Raw genomic sequence first — 18,975 nt, 5'->3', positions numbered from 1 at the left:
ATTTTGATCAGCATTTATTTAATAAGGAGTTTGCCATGAAGGACATTAACTGGATTTGGCAAGGAGCCGTTGCAGGGATAATTGCAGGTATTGTGTTTGCTTTTTTTCTTGTTCATGCTGGAATGCTTGAGACATTAGGAAATATCATCAATCTTCCGAATATCACGGGTGGTTTACTAGTTCATACTGTCGTAAGCATAGGCGGTGGTATCGCTTTTGCTTTAATTTTAGGATGGTTAATCAACTCCTGGGTTTCTGCTGTAAGCCTTGGAATACTGTTTGGTTTTGCTTTGTGGGTAGGAGGTCCTATGACACTACTGCCCGCCCTTTCTTCAGGCGCACCTTTATTTGCCAAATGGACTATTGAAGGCATAAAACAAAATATACCTGCTTTAGTAGGCCATCTTGTGTTTGGTGTTGTATTAGGCATTAGCTACTTGATGCTGAAACAAAAAACTAAATAAGCAACAGAAATTCGGCAATCTTAAAGTATTAATTAAGGATAAAATTAAAATGAGTAAGGAATTGCATCATATCGTAGTTGTGGGTGGAGGAGCTGGTGGAGTTGAGTTAGTTACTCGTTTAGGTAAAGATTTAGGAAAGAAAGGACTAGCAAATATTACTCTTTTAGATAAGCAAGAAATCCATATCTGGAAACCGTTATTGCATGAGGTAGCTGCAGGCTCACTCGATTCCAATATGGATCAACTCAATTTTTATTCTCATTCAGTATCACATCATTATAACTACCAACCAGGAGCTATGATTGGTTTGGATCGTAAGGCAAAAATCATTCGTATTGCTGCCCTAGTAGATGAAGAACAAAACATTATAGTGCCTGAACGAACTTTAAAATACGATACATTAGTGATTGCCGTAGGCAGTCAAAGCAATGATTTTAATACTCCTGGAGTTAAAGAACATTGCTTAAGCATTGATAATCTTGATCAAGCAAACCATTTTCAAAAGAAATACGTAGATAAATTATTATCCCTGCAATACACTCCTGAAGGAGAAACACCCCAAGATTTTAATATTGTAATTATTGGAGGAGGTGCCACCGGCATCGAATTGGGTGCAGAATTACTTCATACCCTCAACCAAACTGAAAAATATCAATTTAATCATGTGGTTAGAAAATTAGCAAAAATTACTATCATTGAGGGTGCTCCGCGGATTTTACCAGTTCTTCCTGAATTGCTTTCTGCTTTAACTACTAAAAAACTACAAGAATTAGGAATTGAAATTTTAACAAATGAAATTGTAAGTCAAATTGATCATGAAGGAATTCACACTAAAAGTGGGAAAGTTTTACCGGCAAGTATCTGTGTGTGGGCTGCAGGCGTTAAAGCGCCTGAATTTTTATCTACTCTAGATGGGTTAGCCGTAGATAATTTAAATCGGATAATGATTAACTCAAAACTACAAACTGCGAATGATGAGCATATTTTTGCAATTGGTGATTGTGCTCAAGTAATAGATATTGCTACAGAAAAACCTGTACCACCACGTGCACAAGCTGCTCACCAGCAAGCTCATCTCTTAGCAAAATCATTGAAGAATAAACTGAATAATGAGGAGCTACTTGATTTTAAATATGAAGATCGAGGTTCTTTAATTGCATTAAGTTGCTATGGTGCCTATGGTGATATTTCAGGCATGGGCAAAGTACGTTACTTTCTAGGAGGCAAAGTTGCTCAACTTGCTTATCGTTCATTATATTTAATGCATTTATCCGCATTGTATGGAGTATGGTGTTCATTTTTACTCCGAATAGCGAATAGAATGCTAAGCCGTGCACGACCAAAACTAAAATTACACATTAGCAAACACTAAAAAATAAGAACTTACATTTTATTTTTGAAGATGAAAAAACTGGAAATAAAAAGAGTCGGTCGATAAGCCGGGTTCTGTCGTGGACAATCATTCATCTGGGACGTGTGTCGCCACACGCCTCAAGCGACCTACCCGAATCCCGTGTGGGCCACACGTGTTAGCCTTACAGCCAAATGGATTCCTATTTGGTCTTGCTCCGAGTGGGGTTTTCCCTGCCACGACTGTTACCAATCGCGCGGTGCGCTCTTACCGCACCATTTCACCCTTACCTTAAAAAGGCGGTATATTTTCTGTGGCACTTTCCGTAGATTTGCATCTCCCAGGCGTTACCTGGCACTCTGCCCTTTTGGAGCCCGGACTTTCCTCCCTTTGCAACAGCAAAGAGCGATTGCCTGACCAACTCTGTTATCAATAGTAGCAGAGTGCCTACCGAAAGACCACTATTTGGGGATAATTAATCGAAAAATGCTATTGAGAATTTAGGGTTAAATTAATTAAAAATCACGAGTTCCAATAAACTCATCGTCAAAATAGCGCTTCAATTTAGTACGTAAGGTCCCACGACTTACACCAAGAACACGCGCTGCTTTTGATTGATTGTAGCGAGTTAATTCCATAACGGTCCGAAATAAAGGTGCTTCAACTTCTTCAACGATTAATTGATATAAATTCAAATTAGAGTCTTTATTGTTAATGCTCGTCAAATACCCCTTAACAGCACGAATTACTTGATGTGAAAGTGCTTCGCTGCTTTGCACCATTGTTTCTGTGCTCATTTAAGTCTCCTAGTACAAATTAATAAATGAAATTATGCCCAGTACATACACTCACCGAACACCATGGTCTATATAGTACCAAACATCTCAAAGAGTGTAAATATTGTTTTAATGATATTCATTTATTAAGGAAATATTAAGTTAAAAAATTCTACCATTTTAACTGTTAAATGGACAGGGTGAATTTATTAATTAATTAAATTCACCACAGTTTGAAGTTTACTTAACGTCAATTACGGATAAGAGATCGGGTTATTACTTCGGCCCGTTATAATTATATCTTTATCCATAACTGACGTTACTTACTTAGATATAAGGTATTTTTATCAAACAATGAAATGCTCGGCGGCAGCATAGACTGGTATTCTTGAGGTTATATCTTTTGAATGGGATGAATGTTTAAAATTTCTATGCTCATTTAAAAAGACACCAACAAAGCGCGCTATCGCGCGCAATATAGTTCAAATTTTGGATAATTTCCAAGGAAAGTATTCGGATGTATAAAAACTTCAGGGATATTACCTTGTCTTTTCATACTTATTTCAAAGCAGGAGAAATAGTTTGCAGCAAAGATTTAAATACTTTAGGAGTTCCTGCAACAATATCTCCATGTTTAATAAAATCATCTCCTCCTTGTAAATCGCTAATTAAGCCACCAGCTTCTCTAATTAATAATGAACCTGCCGCAATATCCCAGGGGCGTAAACCAAACTCCCAAAAACCATCCAATCGTCCACTGGCTACATACGCTAAATCAAGAGCAGCAGATCCTGTTCTTCTTATTCCAGCACACTTACCCAACAATGCTTCTAATGTGGGTAAATATCTTTGCGCAACATTAATATCTCGGGATGGAAAACCTGTTCCTAATAATGCAGCCATGAGTTGGGTTTGTTTCGAAACACGAATTCTTCGATCATTTAGCCGAGCTCCTCGCCCGCGACTCGCAGCAAAACATTCGTGTCGCAAGGGATCATAAATAACTCCATGTTCCATCCTTCCTTTAACTTTTACCGCAATAGAAACTGAAAAAAAGGGAAAACCATGTAAATAATTAGATGTTCCATCTAACGGATCAATAATCCACATTGTTTCTCCGTCCCCTTCTTGTATCCCGCTTTCTTCAGCTAAAATTCCGTGCTCTGGATATGCCTTATAAATGGTATTAATAATAGTCTGTTCCGCTTTGATGTCTACTTCGCTAAAATATTCATGGTTATTTTTAGCGGTAATTTTAAGACGATCCACTTGCTCCATATGACGAATTATTATATCACCGGCTTGTCGCGCTGCATTAACTGCTATATTTAAAAGTGGTTCCATGAATATACTCTATGTAATCTACAAAGCTGGCGATTCTATCATACTTTTTTTGCACAAAGAGAGTTAAATGTTATGATCACATGATCGAAATACATTAATTATTGTTTTTTATGAATCTAAACTCTATTCGCATCATTTTAGTAGCAACTTCTCATCCAGGTAATATCGGTTCAACAGCTCGAGCAATGAAAACTATGGGATTAAAATCTCTATATTTGGTTAAACCCAAATCTTTTCCTGATCTGCGTGCACAAGAAATGGCAGCTGGAGCAGATGATCTTTTAGCAAGTGCACGAGTTACAGAATCTTTAGACGAGGCTTTGGTGGGATGTCAGCTCATTTTAGGAACCAGTGCAAGGCCTAGAGGAATTTCTTTGCCCGGTCTAACTCCCTCATCTTGTGCGGATTTAGTCAATCAGCAAGCAGATAAGACTCAAATTGCTCTTGTATTTGGGCGGGAACATGCAGGTCTTACTAATGAAGAACTGCTAAAATGTCATTATCATATAAATATTCCAAGCAATCCTGAGTACAGTTCGCTAAATCTAGCTCAAGCCGTACAAATTATTGCCTATGAGTTACGGATGAAATTATTAGCACCTAAAGCAGAAGTAGCATTACGACAAGACGAATATGCAACTGCAGAAGATATCGAACAATTTTACGAACATCTCAAAGAAGTTTTTATTGAGATCCAATTTTTAAAAGCGTCTAATCCACGACGATTAATGCAACGCGTACGACGATTATTTAACCGCGCGAGCTTAGAGAAAATGGAGGTGAATCTTTTAAGAGGAATGTTAAGCCAAGTACAAAAATCAATTGAATGGGCAAGCAAAAGAGGCAGGAGTGAACAGGATCATTAAAAAACCAATTTATTTTGATTACATGGCAACAACACCGGTTGATCCACGTGTTGTAGAGCGTATGCTCTGCTATTTAGGGCCCGATGGAGACTATGGTAACCCTTCATCAACTACTCATGAATACGGTAGAGTCGCAGCACGTGCTGTTGAACATGCTCGTACCCAAATTGCGGAGTCAATTCACGCGTCGCCTCAAGACATTGTGTTTACATCGGGTGCAACTGAAGCAAATAATTTAGCAATAATTGGTGCCGCCCATTTTTACCACAGCAAAGGAAAACACCTAATTACTATGAGTACAGAACATAAAGCAGTACTCGATAGTTTTAACCGCCTAGAAAAGGATGGTTTTGAAGTGACCTATCTGCAGCCAAAATCTGATGGGTTGCTCGATCTCAAACAATTAGCTCAAGCATTAAGATCCGACACTATTTTAGTATCTATTATGCATGTAAATAATGAAATTGGGGTTGTCCAAAATATTGAAGCTATAGGTTCTTTATTACGCCACAAAGGAATTATTTTTCATGTTGATGCAGCACAAAGTGCGGGAAAAATTCCGATTAATTTAACCCAGCTTCCGGTAGATTTAATGGCATTTTCAGCACATAAAAATTATGGCCCTAAAGGTATCGGTGCATTGTATGTCAGACATAAACCTAGAATTCGTCTTCAACCCCAAAGTTTTGGCGGAGGACATGAAGGAGGTCTACGCTCAGGAACATTAGCAACCCACCAAATAGTAGGTATGGGAGAAGCATTCGCATTAACTGAGCTCTTGCGTCAAGAAGAACAGGCACGTATCTTAAGTTATAGGAGGCGTTTATGGAATGGCATAAAGCATCTACCGGGTATTCAGCTTAATGGCGATGAACATCAACGAATCGCTGGAAATTTGAATATAAGCTTTGCAGGATTAGATGGTGACTCTTTGCTTTTAGCATTAAATGAACTCGCAGTATCTACTACCTCAGCATGTAGCTCTGCAAGCATTCAACCCTCTTACGTGCTTAAAGCCTTAGGATTAAGTGATGATCTGGCACAAAGTACGGTGAGATTATCCATTGGACGTTTTACTAAAGAAGAAGAAGTTGACTATGCAATTAATACAATTTGCACTCAAATCACTCGATTACACGAAATATCACCATCATGATGTATAATAAAATAGTACAAGACTACTTTTTTTTACCAAAACATGTAGGGATCATTGATATCAATCATGCGCTTGCAGTGATGGTAAAAAACAGCCAAAAAGATCAAGGAACTATTGAGTTTTACATGCAATGCAACTCAGAGGGCACCATTGTGCGCACTTGCTTTAAAACCAATGGAAACCCCTATGTGATTGCTGGCCTGGAATGGTTATGCAGGCAGTTAGAAGGAAAAGCTATAGATAATGTACCGCAGATTGATCATGTGCTGATTATTAAAAATTTGGATATTCCTATTGCCCAATATCCTATAGCATTAAGAATCGTAGGTATTTATAAAGAAATCATGCTTTTAATAAAAAACAAAAATAAACCCCTTACATAGTCAGTAGGTTTTGCTTCATTGCAAACAATTAAAGATGATATGAAAGAGGTCTACATATAAATTGAGAGGTAGTATCATGAGCGTCATCATGCATCATGCAGAAAATAAAACACCTGAAATCAGTTTTACCGATGCAGCTTTAAAACATGTAATATCTTATTTACAAAAAAAACCTGAACATGCAGGAATCCGCCTATCAGTAAAAAAAACAGGGTGTTCGGGTCTGTCCTATGTAGTAGATTATGTGTTAGCTCCATTAGAAGGAGATTTAATTCTACCTTTAACTGAAGAATACGTTGTCTGTGTTGATAAAGCCAGCTATCCATTTCTAAAAAAAATGGATGTTGATTATGTAAAACAAGGATTAAATCATAAATTTGTATTTAATAATCCCAATCAAACAGGTCAATGTGGTTGTGGAGAAAGCTTTACTGTCAATTAAATGCCGCGTATTTTACGGGATAACGTTTGTTGAGCGACATACAAGGCATAAAAATGCCTTGTATGTCGAACTCACGTTACTTAAATCCTTGTCTTGCCCCAAAACTTAAAGGTAATTCATCCGCCATTGCTGTACCAATATTTTTAGTGACGCGATCAAAGAGGTTTTGTTTATGCGTATAATCAATAACTTCTGGAACATTAATAATTTCGCGAGCCAATTGTCCGCTGCTGGCATATCCATCAATTAAGCCAATAGTGAGAGCTTGCTCACCTGTCCAAAAAAGTCCTGAAAAAGTTTCATCATCAATATGTAAACGACTTCCTCTCCCTTCTTTCACGCGGTTAATAAATTGCTGATGCACTATATCAAGCATCGTTTGTAATTTTTGTTTTTCAAAATCTGTTTGTGGAGAAAAAGGATCTAAAAATCCTTTATTAACACCGGATGTTTGCAATCGACGCGAAACCCCGATTTTATTCATCAGATCCACGACTCCAAATCCATTGTATAAAACCCCGATCGAGCCAACCATACTTGCAGGGCTCGCATAAATAGCATCTGTAGCAACAGCTACATAATAAGCAGCAGAAGCACAAGCATCGACACAAACTGAATAGATTTTTATACTGGGATATTTTTTTTGATAGTATTTTATTGTGTTATACATATACTCGGCCTGTACCGGACTACCTCCAGGACTATTAATACGAACAATGAGTGCTTTTAATCCTGAATTTTTATAAGCGGTATCAAGACCCTTAGCAAAATCATCAGAGTTAGCAGGCTTTGCATCCGCCATTTCACCATTAACGTCAACAATTCCAACATGAGGCTTGGTATTGGTACCTACTTCCTCATTTGAGCTCGTAGAAAATTGATAAACAATATAAGCAATAATTAATAAATAAATGACCCGCATGAACCATTTCCATCTACGCTTTCTTTTGGCTTCTTTCATATAATCAATGATGATTTGATTCAGCAAAGCTTGTGAATCCTGACTCGGATTAGAAGAAATATCATTTGTCATATTAAAATCACTTGAAATTATTTAATTAAGCCTCATTTTACGGTAGATAAAAGAAAATTAACACCCATTAAATAAGGTGAATCGTTATGAGAATGGATAAACTGACGTCAAAGTTTCAAATCGCTTTAGCAGATGCACAGTCTCTAGCTTTAGGAAGAGATAATGGTTTTATAGAGCCAGAACATTTAATGAAAGCGCTTTTAGATCAGGAAGGAGGCAGCTGTAGACCCTTGCTTAGTAAAGCTGGAGTGAATATCCCTCTATTAAGAACTTTGCTCGATCAAGCCTTGGATAAACTTCCTAAAGTAGCTGGCATAGGAGGCGATATTCATATTTCCAATGCTTTAAATCGCCTATTAAATCTTACCGACAAATTAGCACAACAAAAAAAAGATAATTTTATTTCCAGCGAGCTTTTTATTTTAGCAGCAATAAGTGAAGAAGGCGTTCTTTCTCGCATGCTCAAACAAGTTGGTGGTGAAGTTAAAGCCATAGAAAAAGCCATAAATGAGTTAAGAGGTGGAGAAAAAGTCACCGATCCCAATGCCGAAGAACAACGACAAGCACTTGAAAAATATACTCTAGATTTAACAGCACGTGCAGAACAAGGTAAGCTGGATCCTGTTATAGGGCGCGATGATGAAATCCGTAGAACCATTCAAGTGCTGCAAAGACGTACTAAAAACAACCCCGTTTTGATTGGTGAACCCGGAGTAGGTAAAACCGCTATCGTTGAAGGATTGGCGCAACGTATTATTAATGGTGAAGTTCCCGAAGGTCTAAAAAATAAACGATTGCTCGCTCTAGATATGGGAGCATTAATTGCCGGAGCGAAATTTCGAGGTGAGTTCGAAGAACGACTTAAAGCCGTACTCAATGACTTAGCAAAACAAGAGGGTCAAATTATTCTCTTTATAGATGAGCTCCATACCATGGTGGGTGCCGGAAAAGCAGAAGGAGCAATGGATGCAGGAAATATGCTTAAACCTGCTTTGGCTCGGGGAGAGTTGCATTGCATTGGTGCAACTACGTTAGACGAGTACCGACAATACATTGAAAAAGATGCGGCCTTAGAGCGACGCTTTCAGAAAGTTTTGGTTGATGAACCAAGTGTAGAAGACACCATAGCCATTCTTCGCGGATTAAAAGAACGCTATGAAGTTCATCATGGCGTTGAAATTACCGATCCCGCGATTGTTGCAGCTGCTACTTTATCACACCGGTATATTACAGACAGGCAGCTACCTGATAAAGCAATTGATTTAATCGATGAAGCAGGAAGCTTGATACGTATGGAAATCGATTCAAAACCCGAAAGTATGGATAAATTAGAGCGACGCTTGATTCAATTAAAAATTGAACGTGAAGCACTCAAAAAAGAACATGATGAAGCTTCTAAAAAACGACTTGAAGATTTACAACATGCGATTGACGAATTGGAACACAATTATTCCGATTTAGAAGAAGTATGGAAAGCTGAAAAAGCAACCATGCAAGGAGCCACTCAAATTAAAGAAGCGCTTGAGCAAGCAAAGCTTGAAATGGAAACCGCACGTCGAGCTGGAGATTTAAGTCGGATGTCCGAATTACAATACGGGCGTATTCCAGAACTTGAAAAACGCCTAACCCAAGTAGCAACTGCGGAATCGCATGAAACCAAACTCGTGCGTAATAAAGTCACTGAGGATGAAGTTGCAGAAGTTGTTTCTAAATGGACGGGTATCCCTGTAGCTAAAATGATGGAAGGCGAAAAAGAAAAATTACTAAAGATGGAGGAAGTACTGCATCATCGTCTCATAGGACAAAATGAAGCCATAGAGGCAGTGTCTAACGCCATTCGTCGTTCACGTGCAGGCCTCTCTGATCCTAATCGTCCTATTGGATCCTTTTTGTTTCTGGGGCCTACTGGTGTCGGCAAAACAGAATTGTGTAAAGCCTTAGCAACATTTCTTTTTGATACAGAAGAGGCAATGGTGCGTATTGACATGTCTGAGTTTATGGAAAAACATTCTGTCGCTCGCCTAATTGGTGCCCCTCCAGGTTATGTTGGTTATGAAGAAGGTGGCTACTTAACCGAAGCCGTACGTCGCAGACCTTATTCAGTCATTTTACTGGATGAAGTGGAAAAAGCACATTCTGATGTGTTTAATATTCTCCTCCAAGTAATGGACGATGGTCGTTTAACTGACGGCCAAGGGCGTACTGTAGATTTTCGCAACACGATTATTGTCATGACGTCCAATCTTGGCTCGAATCTAATTCAAGAAATGGGTAATAAATTCAAATACGAGCAAATCAAAGAAGCCGTCATGGAAATGGTTAGACAACATTTTCGTCCTGAATTTATTAACCGAATTGATGATACAGTTGTCTTCCATGCTTTGGTTAAAGAGCAAATCGCAAAAATTGCTGCCATACAAATTAACTATTTACAAAAACGCCTACAACAACAAGACATTCATCTTGAAGTGACTCAAGAGGCGTTAACACATTTAGCTGAAGCAGGATTTGACCCAGTATATGGTGCCAGACCTTTAAAGCGAACCATACAGCAACAATTGGAAAACCCTCTGGCCCAAGCAATCTTAACTGGAAAATTTAAATCAGGTGAAACTATTGCTGTGACTTACCAAGATGGAGAGATGAAGTTTACTGGTCACGAATAGATCATTCAATTAAATGAATTGGTAGCCTGGGTACAGCGTAGCGGAACCCAGGCTACAATGAATCCCCAAAGCCATGGGAAAAACTAGAAACCTCTTCGCTTAGCAGTCGGACATTACACCAACTCAACATCACAACAACGAATTCAATTTCAAAAAGCAAAAGAAATTTGACACGTTGCTGCAGCCCAGCTTCTTTGCATCTAAATTTCGACTAAAGCTCTTTCTTAGTCACGAAAAGTTAAATTGAGGATGCTCTGATCCTCTTTCACTGGAGCTTCTCTGTTTTCCTCGAGTGCCTTCTTGAAGTCCCGAGTTTTTTCCGACAAATCGGATTCTTTAACTTTTGCCGCTATTCCCGTTCCTATGCTAGCCGCTGCCAGTGCCCCAGCTACAGCCATCCCAATAATAAACCCAATACCTGTAGGAGCAAGAGCAAATGCTACTATTGTGGCAATAACAGCAAATACTCCACATGCTACAGAGACTGCCTGCAACTTCTCAGATTTTGCTCCAACAAGCTCATCTGAAAGATAAGCAAGTTCGCAAAGGGATTTTGATTTAGTTTCCGGATCTACATTAGGAGCCGCAGCAATTCTCGCATGCCCTACTAAACTATTCAATTTTTGACAATCTTGTAGTGTTATAGGTGAGTTCAATGCATCACTAATGGTGCTACATAGTGCATCTCTTGTTTGTTTTATCCCTTTATTTATTTCCATATCGGCTAAAAATTTATTTTCATCGCGAATTTTTAGCTTATAAAGATCAATTAAATAAGACTCTATTGCAGTTCTCTTTTCAAGATCATTCTCATTGCGCAATTCCAATAATTTTTCATTTATTATGGTATTAATAGTCTTTGTAAAACCTTTAAGAAAAGATTCTATCTGCTGACGTTCTTCCTTACTTAATTCTTCTTTAAGCTGATTGATTTTGTTTTCTATGATTTGTTTAATTATATTATCTTTATTTTCATTCCCATTAAGGATTTGAACTACTGCTTGGCTACTTATTTTGCTCTTAGAAAGTACTTCAGCAATCTCTTTATTTCCCATTTTTGAAAGATTGTGATCAATAAATTCTTTCACTCTTTTAGCAGGTAAGTGAGTGTCGGAGTAGGATTGCGATATAAGTTCTGTAAAACTGAACTCACTAGCAACTTTCATTGCTTTACAATGCTTCGCATCGGGACTCATCGAAGCTTCCCGAACTGCTCTATAAAGAGGTTTCCAATCAGCTACTTCTTTTGGAATACTACCTTCGCCTGGTATTGAGGCTATTAATGTTGGGCTTCCATAATTATAGATTTTATCGTTTCTTGTTACTGGGATAGGCAAAAAATGATGCTTTTTTAACTCATCAAAAATTTCCATGTTTTTTGATGTATTAAGTCTTTCAAGCTCTTTAAGCTTCGGAAAAACCCCATCAAAATTAGAGGCTATATTTCTATTAAAGTCAGCGAAGCCCCAGACTCCATTAGCACCACGGCAATATATTTTAAATTTTTTCTCCTCACCTGAAATTTTAATGAGGATAGGAAAATTATGTTGTTGGGCTTCTGATATTGCCTTCTTTGTTTCTTCACTTTCAAGATCTGTTGTTGTGAGTGTTAGAAAATGAAGGAGATTCTCATTGGCTTGTTCTTGAGTTAATTGGGGTCCGGAATATCCTCTTAAGTTTAAAATTACATTCTTAGGAATTAATTCGGGATGTTCTTTAAAAAAATGTTCCATACTTTCGACGATATCTTTACGATCGTCGTAAAAATTAAATTCAATGATATCATCAGGATTTTCCATGGCAGCATAATGCATTTGAGCCAGAGCCAAGGAAACCTTACTTTCATCATCTATTAACTCTAAAAATCCATCCTCCTTAAATGTTGATCTTATTTCCTCTTTATAACTCCCATTCTCATTTAAGTATCCCTTCTCATTGAATTTTTCAAGCGTTTTTCCTGCCACAAATACATCACTCTCTAAATCTGGAAGCAGAAAAGGATTAAATGTTGCATTTGGTCCCAATTCTTTAGCAATAGCGGCCATTCTCGGGTAAACGGAGCCAGGAGGATAGTCCGTACCAGTTCCATTTTTAAAATCTATATCAGGTGCTTGGCGATTAGAACCAATAAAAAGAACTGTTTTATCTTTTGTTTTCAGAGAATCTAGAAATTCACGATTTGCCTCTAGATACGCTTTATTGGATTCTTCAAGTGTTCGTTCTGTAATCCAGTTTCTACCAAGATTAAAGCTTGAGGCCTCGTTGCTATAACATCCATCAAAATCCAGAGAGTGATAAACTACTTTATCCAAGAGTAGTGCGCCACCAATAATGGGTCCCCACGATTGGTTTTTTCCAATTGCATCTCTTATATTATTATGCTGCTTTTCACGGGTTTCCTTGGTAGGATTCTCGATAAAAGCTTTTGTATCATTAAGGTAGGTAGTTATTCTTTGCAAATCCTCTGTACTCAAATCAACATTATCTTTAAGCTTTTTAACAGTGCTTAAAAGGTTTCCAACTCTTGGATGAGATGAACTAATTTTTTCTAAATCCTTATAAGCCTCGTTGAAATTGACTCGAGCTTCTAAATTCTCATCCAATGGAACAAGGGAAATATTTTCTTCAACCAGCTTATATAATTCTTGGACTTTTTCTTCAGATAATCCTTTTAAATTCTCTTCTTTTAATGCCCAGTTTAATGCATCTAAATAAGCTTCAAGAGCTTTTATATTGCTAAAATCAAAAGAATCATTAAATCTTTGATACTTATCCTTCAGTGCTTTAGGGGCATTCTCCTCTCCTCCATATACATCCATTAAATCCCGCATACGGGATATTTGTTCTTTTTTATCTATGGGTAAAGGTTTCTGCGCAAACTCACTAAGTCCATCAATAGTCACTAGTCTACTTACTATTGTAAACTCAGCACCCTCATTATTGAACCATGCCATTTGTGCTTCTTGGTTTGGGTCTTTCCTAACTTCGTCTAACATTTGCTGACTATAACCAACAACTATTGCTTGTATAAAGAGTCTTGCAAGTTGTTGAGGGTCATTATTTGCTTTTTGCAGCATGAGGCGGTAATTTTCTTTATTATTGTGATTAATTGCGTCAATTATTCTGGGATTTAAAGCCGTTTTATCTTCATTTAAAATCTGAGGTACAAGTTCATTCATTATCGATTGCATATATGCACCAATACAACTTGGTGCTTCTACATATTTTTTAAACTCAGCATAAGAGGGTAAAGGAACTTTGTATTCATCAAATATACGAGAAAAACTAGCCGCTGTGTTCTTTGATTTTTCTATGACTTTATACGGTTGATTATCCGCGCCTTCGGGATCATATGGCAGCTTTAGATGATTTTCTAAATTTAAAAGAAATTTTTTTTGAAAATCCTGCTTATATTTTTGAAAACCCTTATCACTTAGAGGATTTGTTTTATCAAACATATATATTCCTTTTAACTTAAAATTAATTTTGCCTAACTCAAAAGCACTTTATAAATGAATAAAAAATGACACATAATACCAATTATAATTCAAATACCTTAAGTAAGTATTATCAGTCTTCCAATACAACGTACGAATGAATAATATTATAGATTTGTTGTTGAAAAATAACGGCAGTAGAAGGTTGAGTCATCTTGTCTCAACTTCTCTATGCAAGCTAAATATGGGATAAATTTCAGAAGATGTTTAAAATCGATTATTTACATACAGCTGTATTAACCGCGCTTCTAATCTTGTTTTTATTTCGGGCCATTCTTCTGCCAGAATACTGAATAAAACGGTATCCGTTATCTGGCCATTATGGTGAATCATATGTTGGCGCAAAATACCTTCTTGTTTTGCACCTAATTTCTTCAATGTATTGTAATTTTTGATATTACAAGGATCCGTTGCAATCTGCACACGATTGATATGCCATTCTTCAAAAGCATTTTTAAATAGAAGCAATAAAGATTCATGATTATAGTGCATACCCCATACCGATGGAGTAAACCAGCCATAGCCTACTTCCAGTTTTTTATGCTGTAGTTCAATTTCATAGTAGGCACGACTGCCAATTAATTCATTGTCTTTTAACCTTCGTATCACATAAGTCAGCTTTGTGCGCGAAGCTTGTTGGTGTAAACAATCCTGAAACCAGCAATCATAAAATTCCTTATCCGCCCTGCATGGCATATAAGTCCAAATTCGTACATCATTTGCTGGATATCGTAAAAACTCATAATGATTCATAGTAATAGGTTCTAATTGAATCGTTTTACCCTGAAGAACCTTAGGCTCCAAATTACTGATTTCTGGTTTTTTTTTAAACATAATAGAGACATCAAACGTTATTTAGTGTTGATCTTGATTCTATTCAACAAGAAAATGAATTTTGTAAACATCCCGGATTATGATTTTCTAACCGGGATTGTTTTTGGAAAACTAACAGGTTAATGAAAGCGCGTTCTCAAAACCTTCCGGGGATGTTGCTTTGGTCAATTCTTTCTCTACTCGTGCAATAAGAGTATCCATTTTATCTCGTCCACCAAAAAACTCACAATCCAAAACCACACCTGGATCATGTTCAAGAAATTCTTTGAGAAACATTATCCCGTTACCCAGATCCTCTTTGCTCAACTCATCTAAAGAACGCTCAAGACCTAATGCTTTCTGTAAGGTAAACAACAAATTGTCATCCAGTCCTCTTGGCTGTTGCAATAATAAGGCATATCCACCAAAAAGCATATAATTGCATTTTTGATCATAACATTCCTTTATCTTAGTTACCAAAGTACTATGATCCATCGACTCAAGATTATCTCGAATCAGGGGTGTGTAATATAAATCATATATTATATTTCTTGATTTATCTGCTTCAACATGTTTAAGAATACTTGCGCCAATTACCCCGTCACTTAATGTTCTAAAAACATTAAAATCTTTATACTCTTTTGCTATTGCTTTGCACCATTTTTCTATATCTTTATCCAGCTGCTGTCGTTCATTTTCAATTTGCTTTATTAGAGATTGAACAAAAGCGATTGCTTTAAACCGATGCAAAACCGCAGCACCACGTCTTGTTTGTTGCTCAATGATATCCTGCAAGTACTTTTGGAAATTTGTATCTTGAGCAAAATGAGGATATTTCATGTATCGAAGAACTTTTTCTTTATCTTCGATAAGCATATTATCACGAAAAACCTCTAATGCCCGTACAATAGTTACAACATCCAGAATCTTTAAGTCATCTTCTTTGAATTTCTTTTTAGGAATGTGCTCTATTTCTTTAAATTGCAATGCTCTTCTTATTGCTAGGAACAATTTACAATTAGTGACATCACATGTACCAAAATAGGTCCAAGATGCATATCCATTATAATCATCATACTCTTTGATTAACCGAAAATAACGATGAATTAATGCTCCTAATAAAAACAAAGTGCCTTGGGTGGTTTTTTCTCTATCTTCTCTGGGAATTTGTCGCAATTCATTAACTAATAAGTTAAATACTTCGCGCTGACTCTCTCTATCAGTCTTACATTTTATTACTTCATTTGTTCTGGCTATTAATACTTCAAGGCTCGTTTGCTGTGCTGAATCACTACTTCGTGCTTCAACCACTTTATATCTGCCTAATAAAGTAGAATATGCAGTATCTAGGTTAAGAGTATTGACTCTAAATGTCGCAAATGGTGGTGGGGTATAAGTCATACAATCTCCTTATTACATATTCAATCCCAAGGAACCCATGATCCCTCTATAAATACCATACAACGCTGAAAGATCATTATGAAACGATAAGTGTTTAGCCTCATGAATATCTTTTTGAATTGTTACTCCCAATCGTGTATTTAACTCACTGTATGTTTTTTCTTCACGTCTTTCATAAACAAAAGTGCAATAATAGCTAAGATCGCTTAGACACGAATCAAAGAACCCCTTATTTATCTCTTCAAGTGATTGCACCCCCAAATGACCGCGAAACAAATCAATCAAAGGTTGGTGCAAGTAACTGTTAATTATTGAGTTATATTGCAACCACTTTAACAAATATATCCCAATAATAACTTTAGTTCTAAATTCATCGAAATCATCAAGAGTTAACTTAGGATCTCTTTTAACGTCTTTAACATAATTGAGTAAATCATAAGTCTCATCTAAACTCTGAGCGAGAAGACTTATTGTGCTTGCATCATCCATGGCAGCATTGTCAGGAATTAGTATTGAAAAAAAACTTAAACAGCCCGCATGTTGTCCATAAGCTTTTGCTAAACACATCGCCAACCGTTTTGCTTTTTGCTGAAACATAGCAAATTGAGTCATTGCATCCCTCCTGCAAATAGTGACCCGCAAAACTGCAACGCGTCATTTATGTCCTAAAATGTAAACACCTCCATTTTTTATAACAACCAATAAAAAATATTGCAACTATTAATTTAACGAATTGAACATAAAAAGAATTAAGCGTTTCTTTTTCTAAATTTATGCTTGAGTTTTAACTGTTAAATATAAGTCATTTTATTAAATTATCAATCAAAACGTTACATTGCAAAACGTCCATCAATTGAAGTAATTAGCTTTTGGTGAATACCATTAAAACCACGGTTACTCATAACTAATACAGCATCTCCTGCTTCTACTGTTTTGGAAACTTCATTAACGATTTCATCATGGCTTTTACAAATAGTGTAAGGGCAAGTCCAATGCTCTAAGGTTTTATGTAAATCAAAATCTTGAGGCTCTAAAACATAGGCGCCATGAACTGATTCCAAAGCGTGTGCCATTTCTTCAGCATGAACACCTGTGCGCATGGTATATGATGCAAACTCCAAAACTGCAAAAATTCGTTGATGTCTATTACTTCGTTTTAAAGCATCAACAGTGCGCATTATCGCAGTAGGATGATGAGCAAAATCATCATAGACGGTAATACCATGCTTATTGGAACGAACTTCCAATCGCCGTTTCACTGGTGTAAAACGTTCTAAGGCTTCAGCAGCAACTTTTGGACTCACTCCAGCATTTACGCTTGCAGCAAGCGCAGCTAAACCATTTTCCACATTAAAGCGACCAATTAAAGGCCAATTAACTTCTGCAACCTCTTTCCCCAGATGCAATACTTTAAATGTCGAACCATTCTCTTCCAGTAATTTTGCAGACCATTGAGCATCACCCTCCAAAGAAAGCTCTTCAATACGGGAATATTGACCGCGAGCAATAACTTCATTGAGTGCTTTATCATGACAAGGTTTGAGTGCAACCCCACTTGCGGGTATCGTTCTTAAAAAATAATGAAATTGCAATTGAATTGCGCCAAGATCAGGATATATATCAGCATGATCAAACTCTAAATTGTTTAAAATAGCTATTCGTGGTCGATAATGCATAAATTTAGGACGCTTATCAAAAAAAGCACTGTCATATTCATCTGCCTCAATAACAAACCATTTTCCTGAACCTAAACAAGCACTGGTTTTAAAATCTGACGAGACCCCACCAATCAAAAAACCCGGATTCAATCCCGCTTGATGTAAAATCCAAGCGATCATAGAGGTGGTTGTTGTCTTTCCATGTGTTCCTGAAACAGCAATCGTTTGATATTTGGATAAAATGTTTTCAGCAAGCCATTGAGGTCCTGAAGTATAGGGTTTTCCTGCCTCTAGAACAGCCTCAAGCACAGGCATGCCTCTTTTAATTGCATTCCCCACAATAACTACATCTGCTTGTAATGCATAACGTGTATCCACATAACCTTCAGTCCAAGCTATACCTTTTGCCGCAAGCAAATCACTGACCGGAGGATAGCAATTAGCATCGCTGCCAGTGACTTTATGCCCTGCTTCACGAGCAAGCAAAGCAAGTGCACTCATAAATGTTCCACTGATACCTAATATATGTAAATGCATAATAATCCTAATCTCATTGTAATAAAGAAACCGTTAAAATATTAACAGCCACTAAACCAAAAGCAGTTAATACAGCTTGAATCATGGTCACATTTAATGCGAACTTATAAATATTAGCAGTAATAACAAGTTGCCAAATCGATAATCCCAAACTTAACAATAAATAAATAATTCCCAGAAATAAAAATAAAGGGCCTTTTAAATGAATCTGAGATAAATAAGGTGCTATCAGTAATAAAGGCACAACTAATATATGAATAATAATGTTGATAAAAAATAATGAAGTTACAACTTGTACAAGCCTTGCTGTTAATCCCTTAAAAGATAAAACCAAATAAGTATAAATCACATCAGAAACAATCAAGAAGAAAGAAATAAGGACACTATTCACCATATCATTAGAAGATTTCAACGAAGTTACATTCCATTCGATCATGATGAGTAACACCAAAAAAAATCCACTCAAAACCATTCGAGAAATAGAATAAGGAGTATTTTCAGGACTTTCCTTTAATAAACAGATATCCCAGTAACGATCAAATATAAGATGGAACATTTATGTCTTCATTTTAGAACATAGAGTATTCG

Annotated in this window: 16 protein-coding genes and 1 other RNA gene; 7 read left to right on the top strand and 10 right to left on the bottom strand. The window is 36.9% G+C overall.

Annotated features, from left to right (window positions below):
• Positions 1–35: 35 nt before the first annotated feature.
• Together DYH34_RS06150 and DYH34_RS06145 are read left to right on the top strand one after the other, a co-directional pair.
• On the top strand, positions 36–464 hold the full coding sequence (locus tag DYH34_RS06150) for a hypothetical protein (RefSeq protein WP_058466002.1): 429 nt from the start codon (positions 36–38) through the stop codon (positions 462–464).
• 49 nt (positions 465–513) lie between these two features.
• Complete coding sequence (locus tag DYH34_RS06145; RefSeq protein ID WP_058466001.1) at positions 514–1,836, top strand: NAD(P)/FAD-dependent oxidoreductase; 1,323 nt, start codon at positions 514–516, stop codon at positions 1,834–1,836.
• Positions 1,837–1,883: 47 nt separating this feature from the next.
• Here DYH34_RS06145 and rnpB read toward each other — a convergent pair.
• The 3 genes from rnpB to DYH34_RS06130 form a co-directional block, all read right to left on the bottom strand.
• Positions 1,884–2,240: RNase P RNA component class A (gene rnpB, locus DYH34_RS06140), an RNA gene on the bottom strand.
• Positions 2,241–2,330: 90 nt separating this feature from the next.
• Positions 2,331–2,612 (bottom strand): helix-turn-helix domain-containing protein, encoded by a 282-nt coding sequence (locus DYH34_RS06135; RefSeq protein ID WP_058466000.1) that lies wholly within the window; start codon positions 2,610–2,612, stop codon positions 2,331–2,333.
• A gap of 537 nt (positions 2,613–3,149) precedes the next feature.
• Positions 3,150–3,935: an inositol monophosphatase family protein gene (locus tag DYH34_RS06130; protein ID WP_058465999.1), complete on the bottom strand. Its 786-nt coding sequence runs from the start codon at positions 3,933–3,935 to the stop codon at positions 3,150–3,152.
• 110 nt (positions 3,936–4,045) lie between these two features.
• Between DYH34_RS06130 and trmJ the strand changes: the two genes are divergently transcribed.
• From trmJ to DYH34_RS06110, 4 genes are all read left to right on the top strand, one after another.
• A complete protein-coding gene (gene trmJ / locus DYH34_RS06125; protein ID WP_058465998.1) occupies positions 4,046–4,801 on the top strand; it encodes a tRNA (cytosine(32)/uridine(32)-2'-O)-methyltransferase TrmJ in 756 nt (251 codons plus the stop codon).
• Positions 4,785–5,957 carry an IscS subfamily cysteine desulfurase gene (locus DYH34_RS06120; protein ID WP_083502802.1) on the top strand — a complete coding sequence of 391 codons (1,173 nt, stop codon included), beginning with the start codon at positions 4,785–4,787 and terminating at the stop codon, positions 5,955–5,957. The genes trmJ and DYH34_RS06120 overlap by 17 nt, the downstream gene beginning before the upstream one ends.
• Positions 5,954–6,340 (top strand): iron-sulfur cluster assembly scaffold protein, encoded by a 387-nt coding sequence (locus DYH34_RS06115; protein ID WP_172465404.1) that lies wholly within the window; start codon positions 5,954–5,956, stop codon positions 6,338–6,340. The genes DYH34_RS06120 and DYH34_RS06115 overlap by 4 nt, the downstream gene beginning before the upstream one ends.
• Before the next feature lie 76 nt (positions 6,341–6,416).
• A complete protein-coding gene (locus DYH34_RS06110) occupies positions 6,417–6,782 on the top strand; it encodes a HesB/IscA family protein (RefSeq protein WP_058465997.1) in 366 nt (121 codons plus the stop codon).
• Positions 6,783–6,858: 76 nt separating this feature from the next.
• On the opposite strand, the gene DYH34_RS06105 is transcribed toward DYH34_RS06110, so the two are convergent.
• A complete protein-coding gene (locus DYH34_RS06105) occupies positions 6,859–7,815 on the bottom strand; it encodes a S49 family peptidase (protein WP_058465996.1) in 957 nt (318 codons plus the stop codon).
• A gap of 86 nt (positions 7,816–7,901) precedes the next feature.
• Here DYH34_RS06105 and clpB point away from each other — a divergent pair, with 86 nt between their 5' ends.
• Positions 7,902–10,481, top strand: a complete 2,580-nt coding sequence (gene clpB / locus DYH34_RS06100) for an ATP-dependent chaperone ClpB (RefSeq protein ID WP_058465995.1) — start codon at positions 7,902–7,904, stop codon at positions 10,479–10,481.
• A 224-nt stretch (positions 10,482–10,705) separates the two neighbouring features.
• Here clpB and DYH34_RS06095 read toward each other — a convergent pair whose 3' ends face one another.
• The 6 genes from DYH34_RS06095 to DYH34_RS06070 form a co-directional block, all read right to left on the bottom strand.
• The gene (locus DYH34_RS06095; RefSeq protein ID WP_058465994.1) at positions 10,706–13,939 is read right to left on the bottom strand and encodes a hypothetical protein; all 3,234 of its coding nucleotides are present in this window, start codon (positions 13,937–13,939) and stop codon (positions 10,706–10,708) included.
• A gap of 246 nt (positions 13,940–14,185) precedes the next feature.
• On the bottom strand, positions 14,186–14,812 hold the full coding sequence (locus DYH34_RS06090; protein ID WP_058465993.1) for a GNAT family N-acetyltransferase: 627 nt from the start codon (positions 14,810–14,812) through the stop codon (positions 14,186–14,188).
• Positions 14,813–14,923: 111 nt separating this feature from the next.
• On the bottom strand, positions 14,924–16,192 hold the full coding sequence (locus DYH34_RS06085) for a hypothetical protein (protein ID WP_058465992.1): 1,269 nt from the start codon (positions 16,190–16,192) through the stop codon (positions 14,924–14,926).
• 12 nt (positions 16,193–16,204) lie between these two features.
• Positions 16,205–16,804, bottom strand: coding sequence for a hypothetical protein (locus DYH34_RS06080; RefSeq protein WP_058465991.1), 600 nt, complete (start codon positions 16,802–16,804; stop codon positions 16,205–16,207).
• A 218-nt stretch (positions 16,805–17,022) separates the two neighbouring features.
• Positions 17,023–18,387, bottom strand: coding sequence for a UDP-N-acetylmuramate:L-alanyl-gamma-D-glutamyl-meso-diaminopimelate ligase (mpl, locus tag DYH34_RS06075; RefSeq protein WP_058465990.1), 1,365 nt, complete (start codon positions 18,385–18,387; stop codon positions 17,023–17,025).
• Between the two features lie 13 nt (positions 18,388–18,400).
• Positions 18,401–18,943 (bottom strand): hypothetical protein, encoded by a 543-nt coding sequence (locus DYH34_RS06070; RefSeq protein WP_058465989.1) that lies wholly within the window; start codon positions 18,941–18,943, stop codon positions 18,401–18,403.
• Positions 18,944–18,975 lie beyond the last annotated feature (32 nt).

This window comes from Legionella cincinnatiensis (assembly GCF_900452415.1).
Classification (GTDB): Bacteria; Pseudomonadota; Gammaproteobacteria; order Legionellales; family Legionellaceae; genus Legionella; species Legionella cincinnatiensis.
This window is presented reverse-complemented; position numbering and strand designations above follow the sequence as displayed.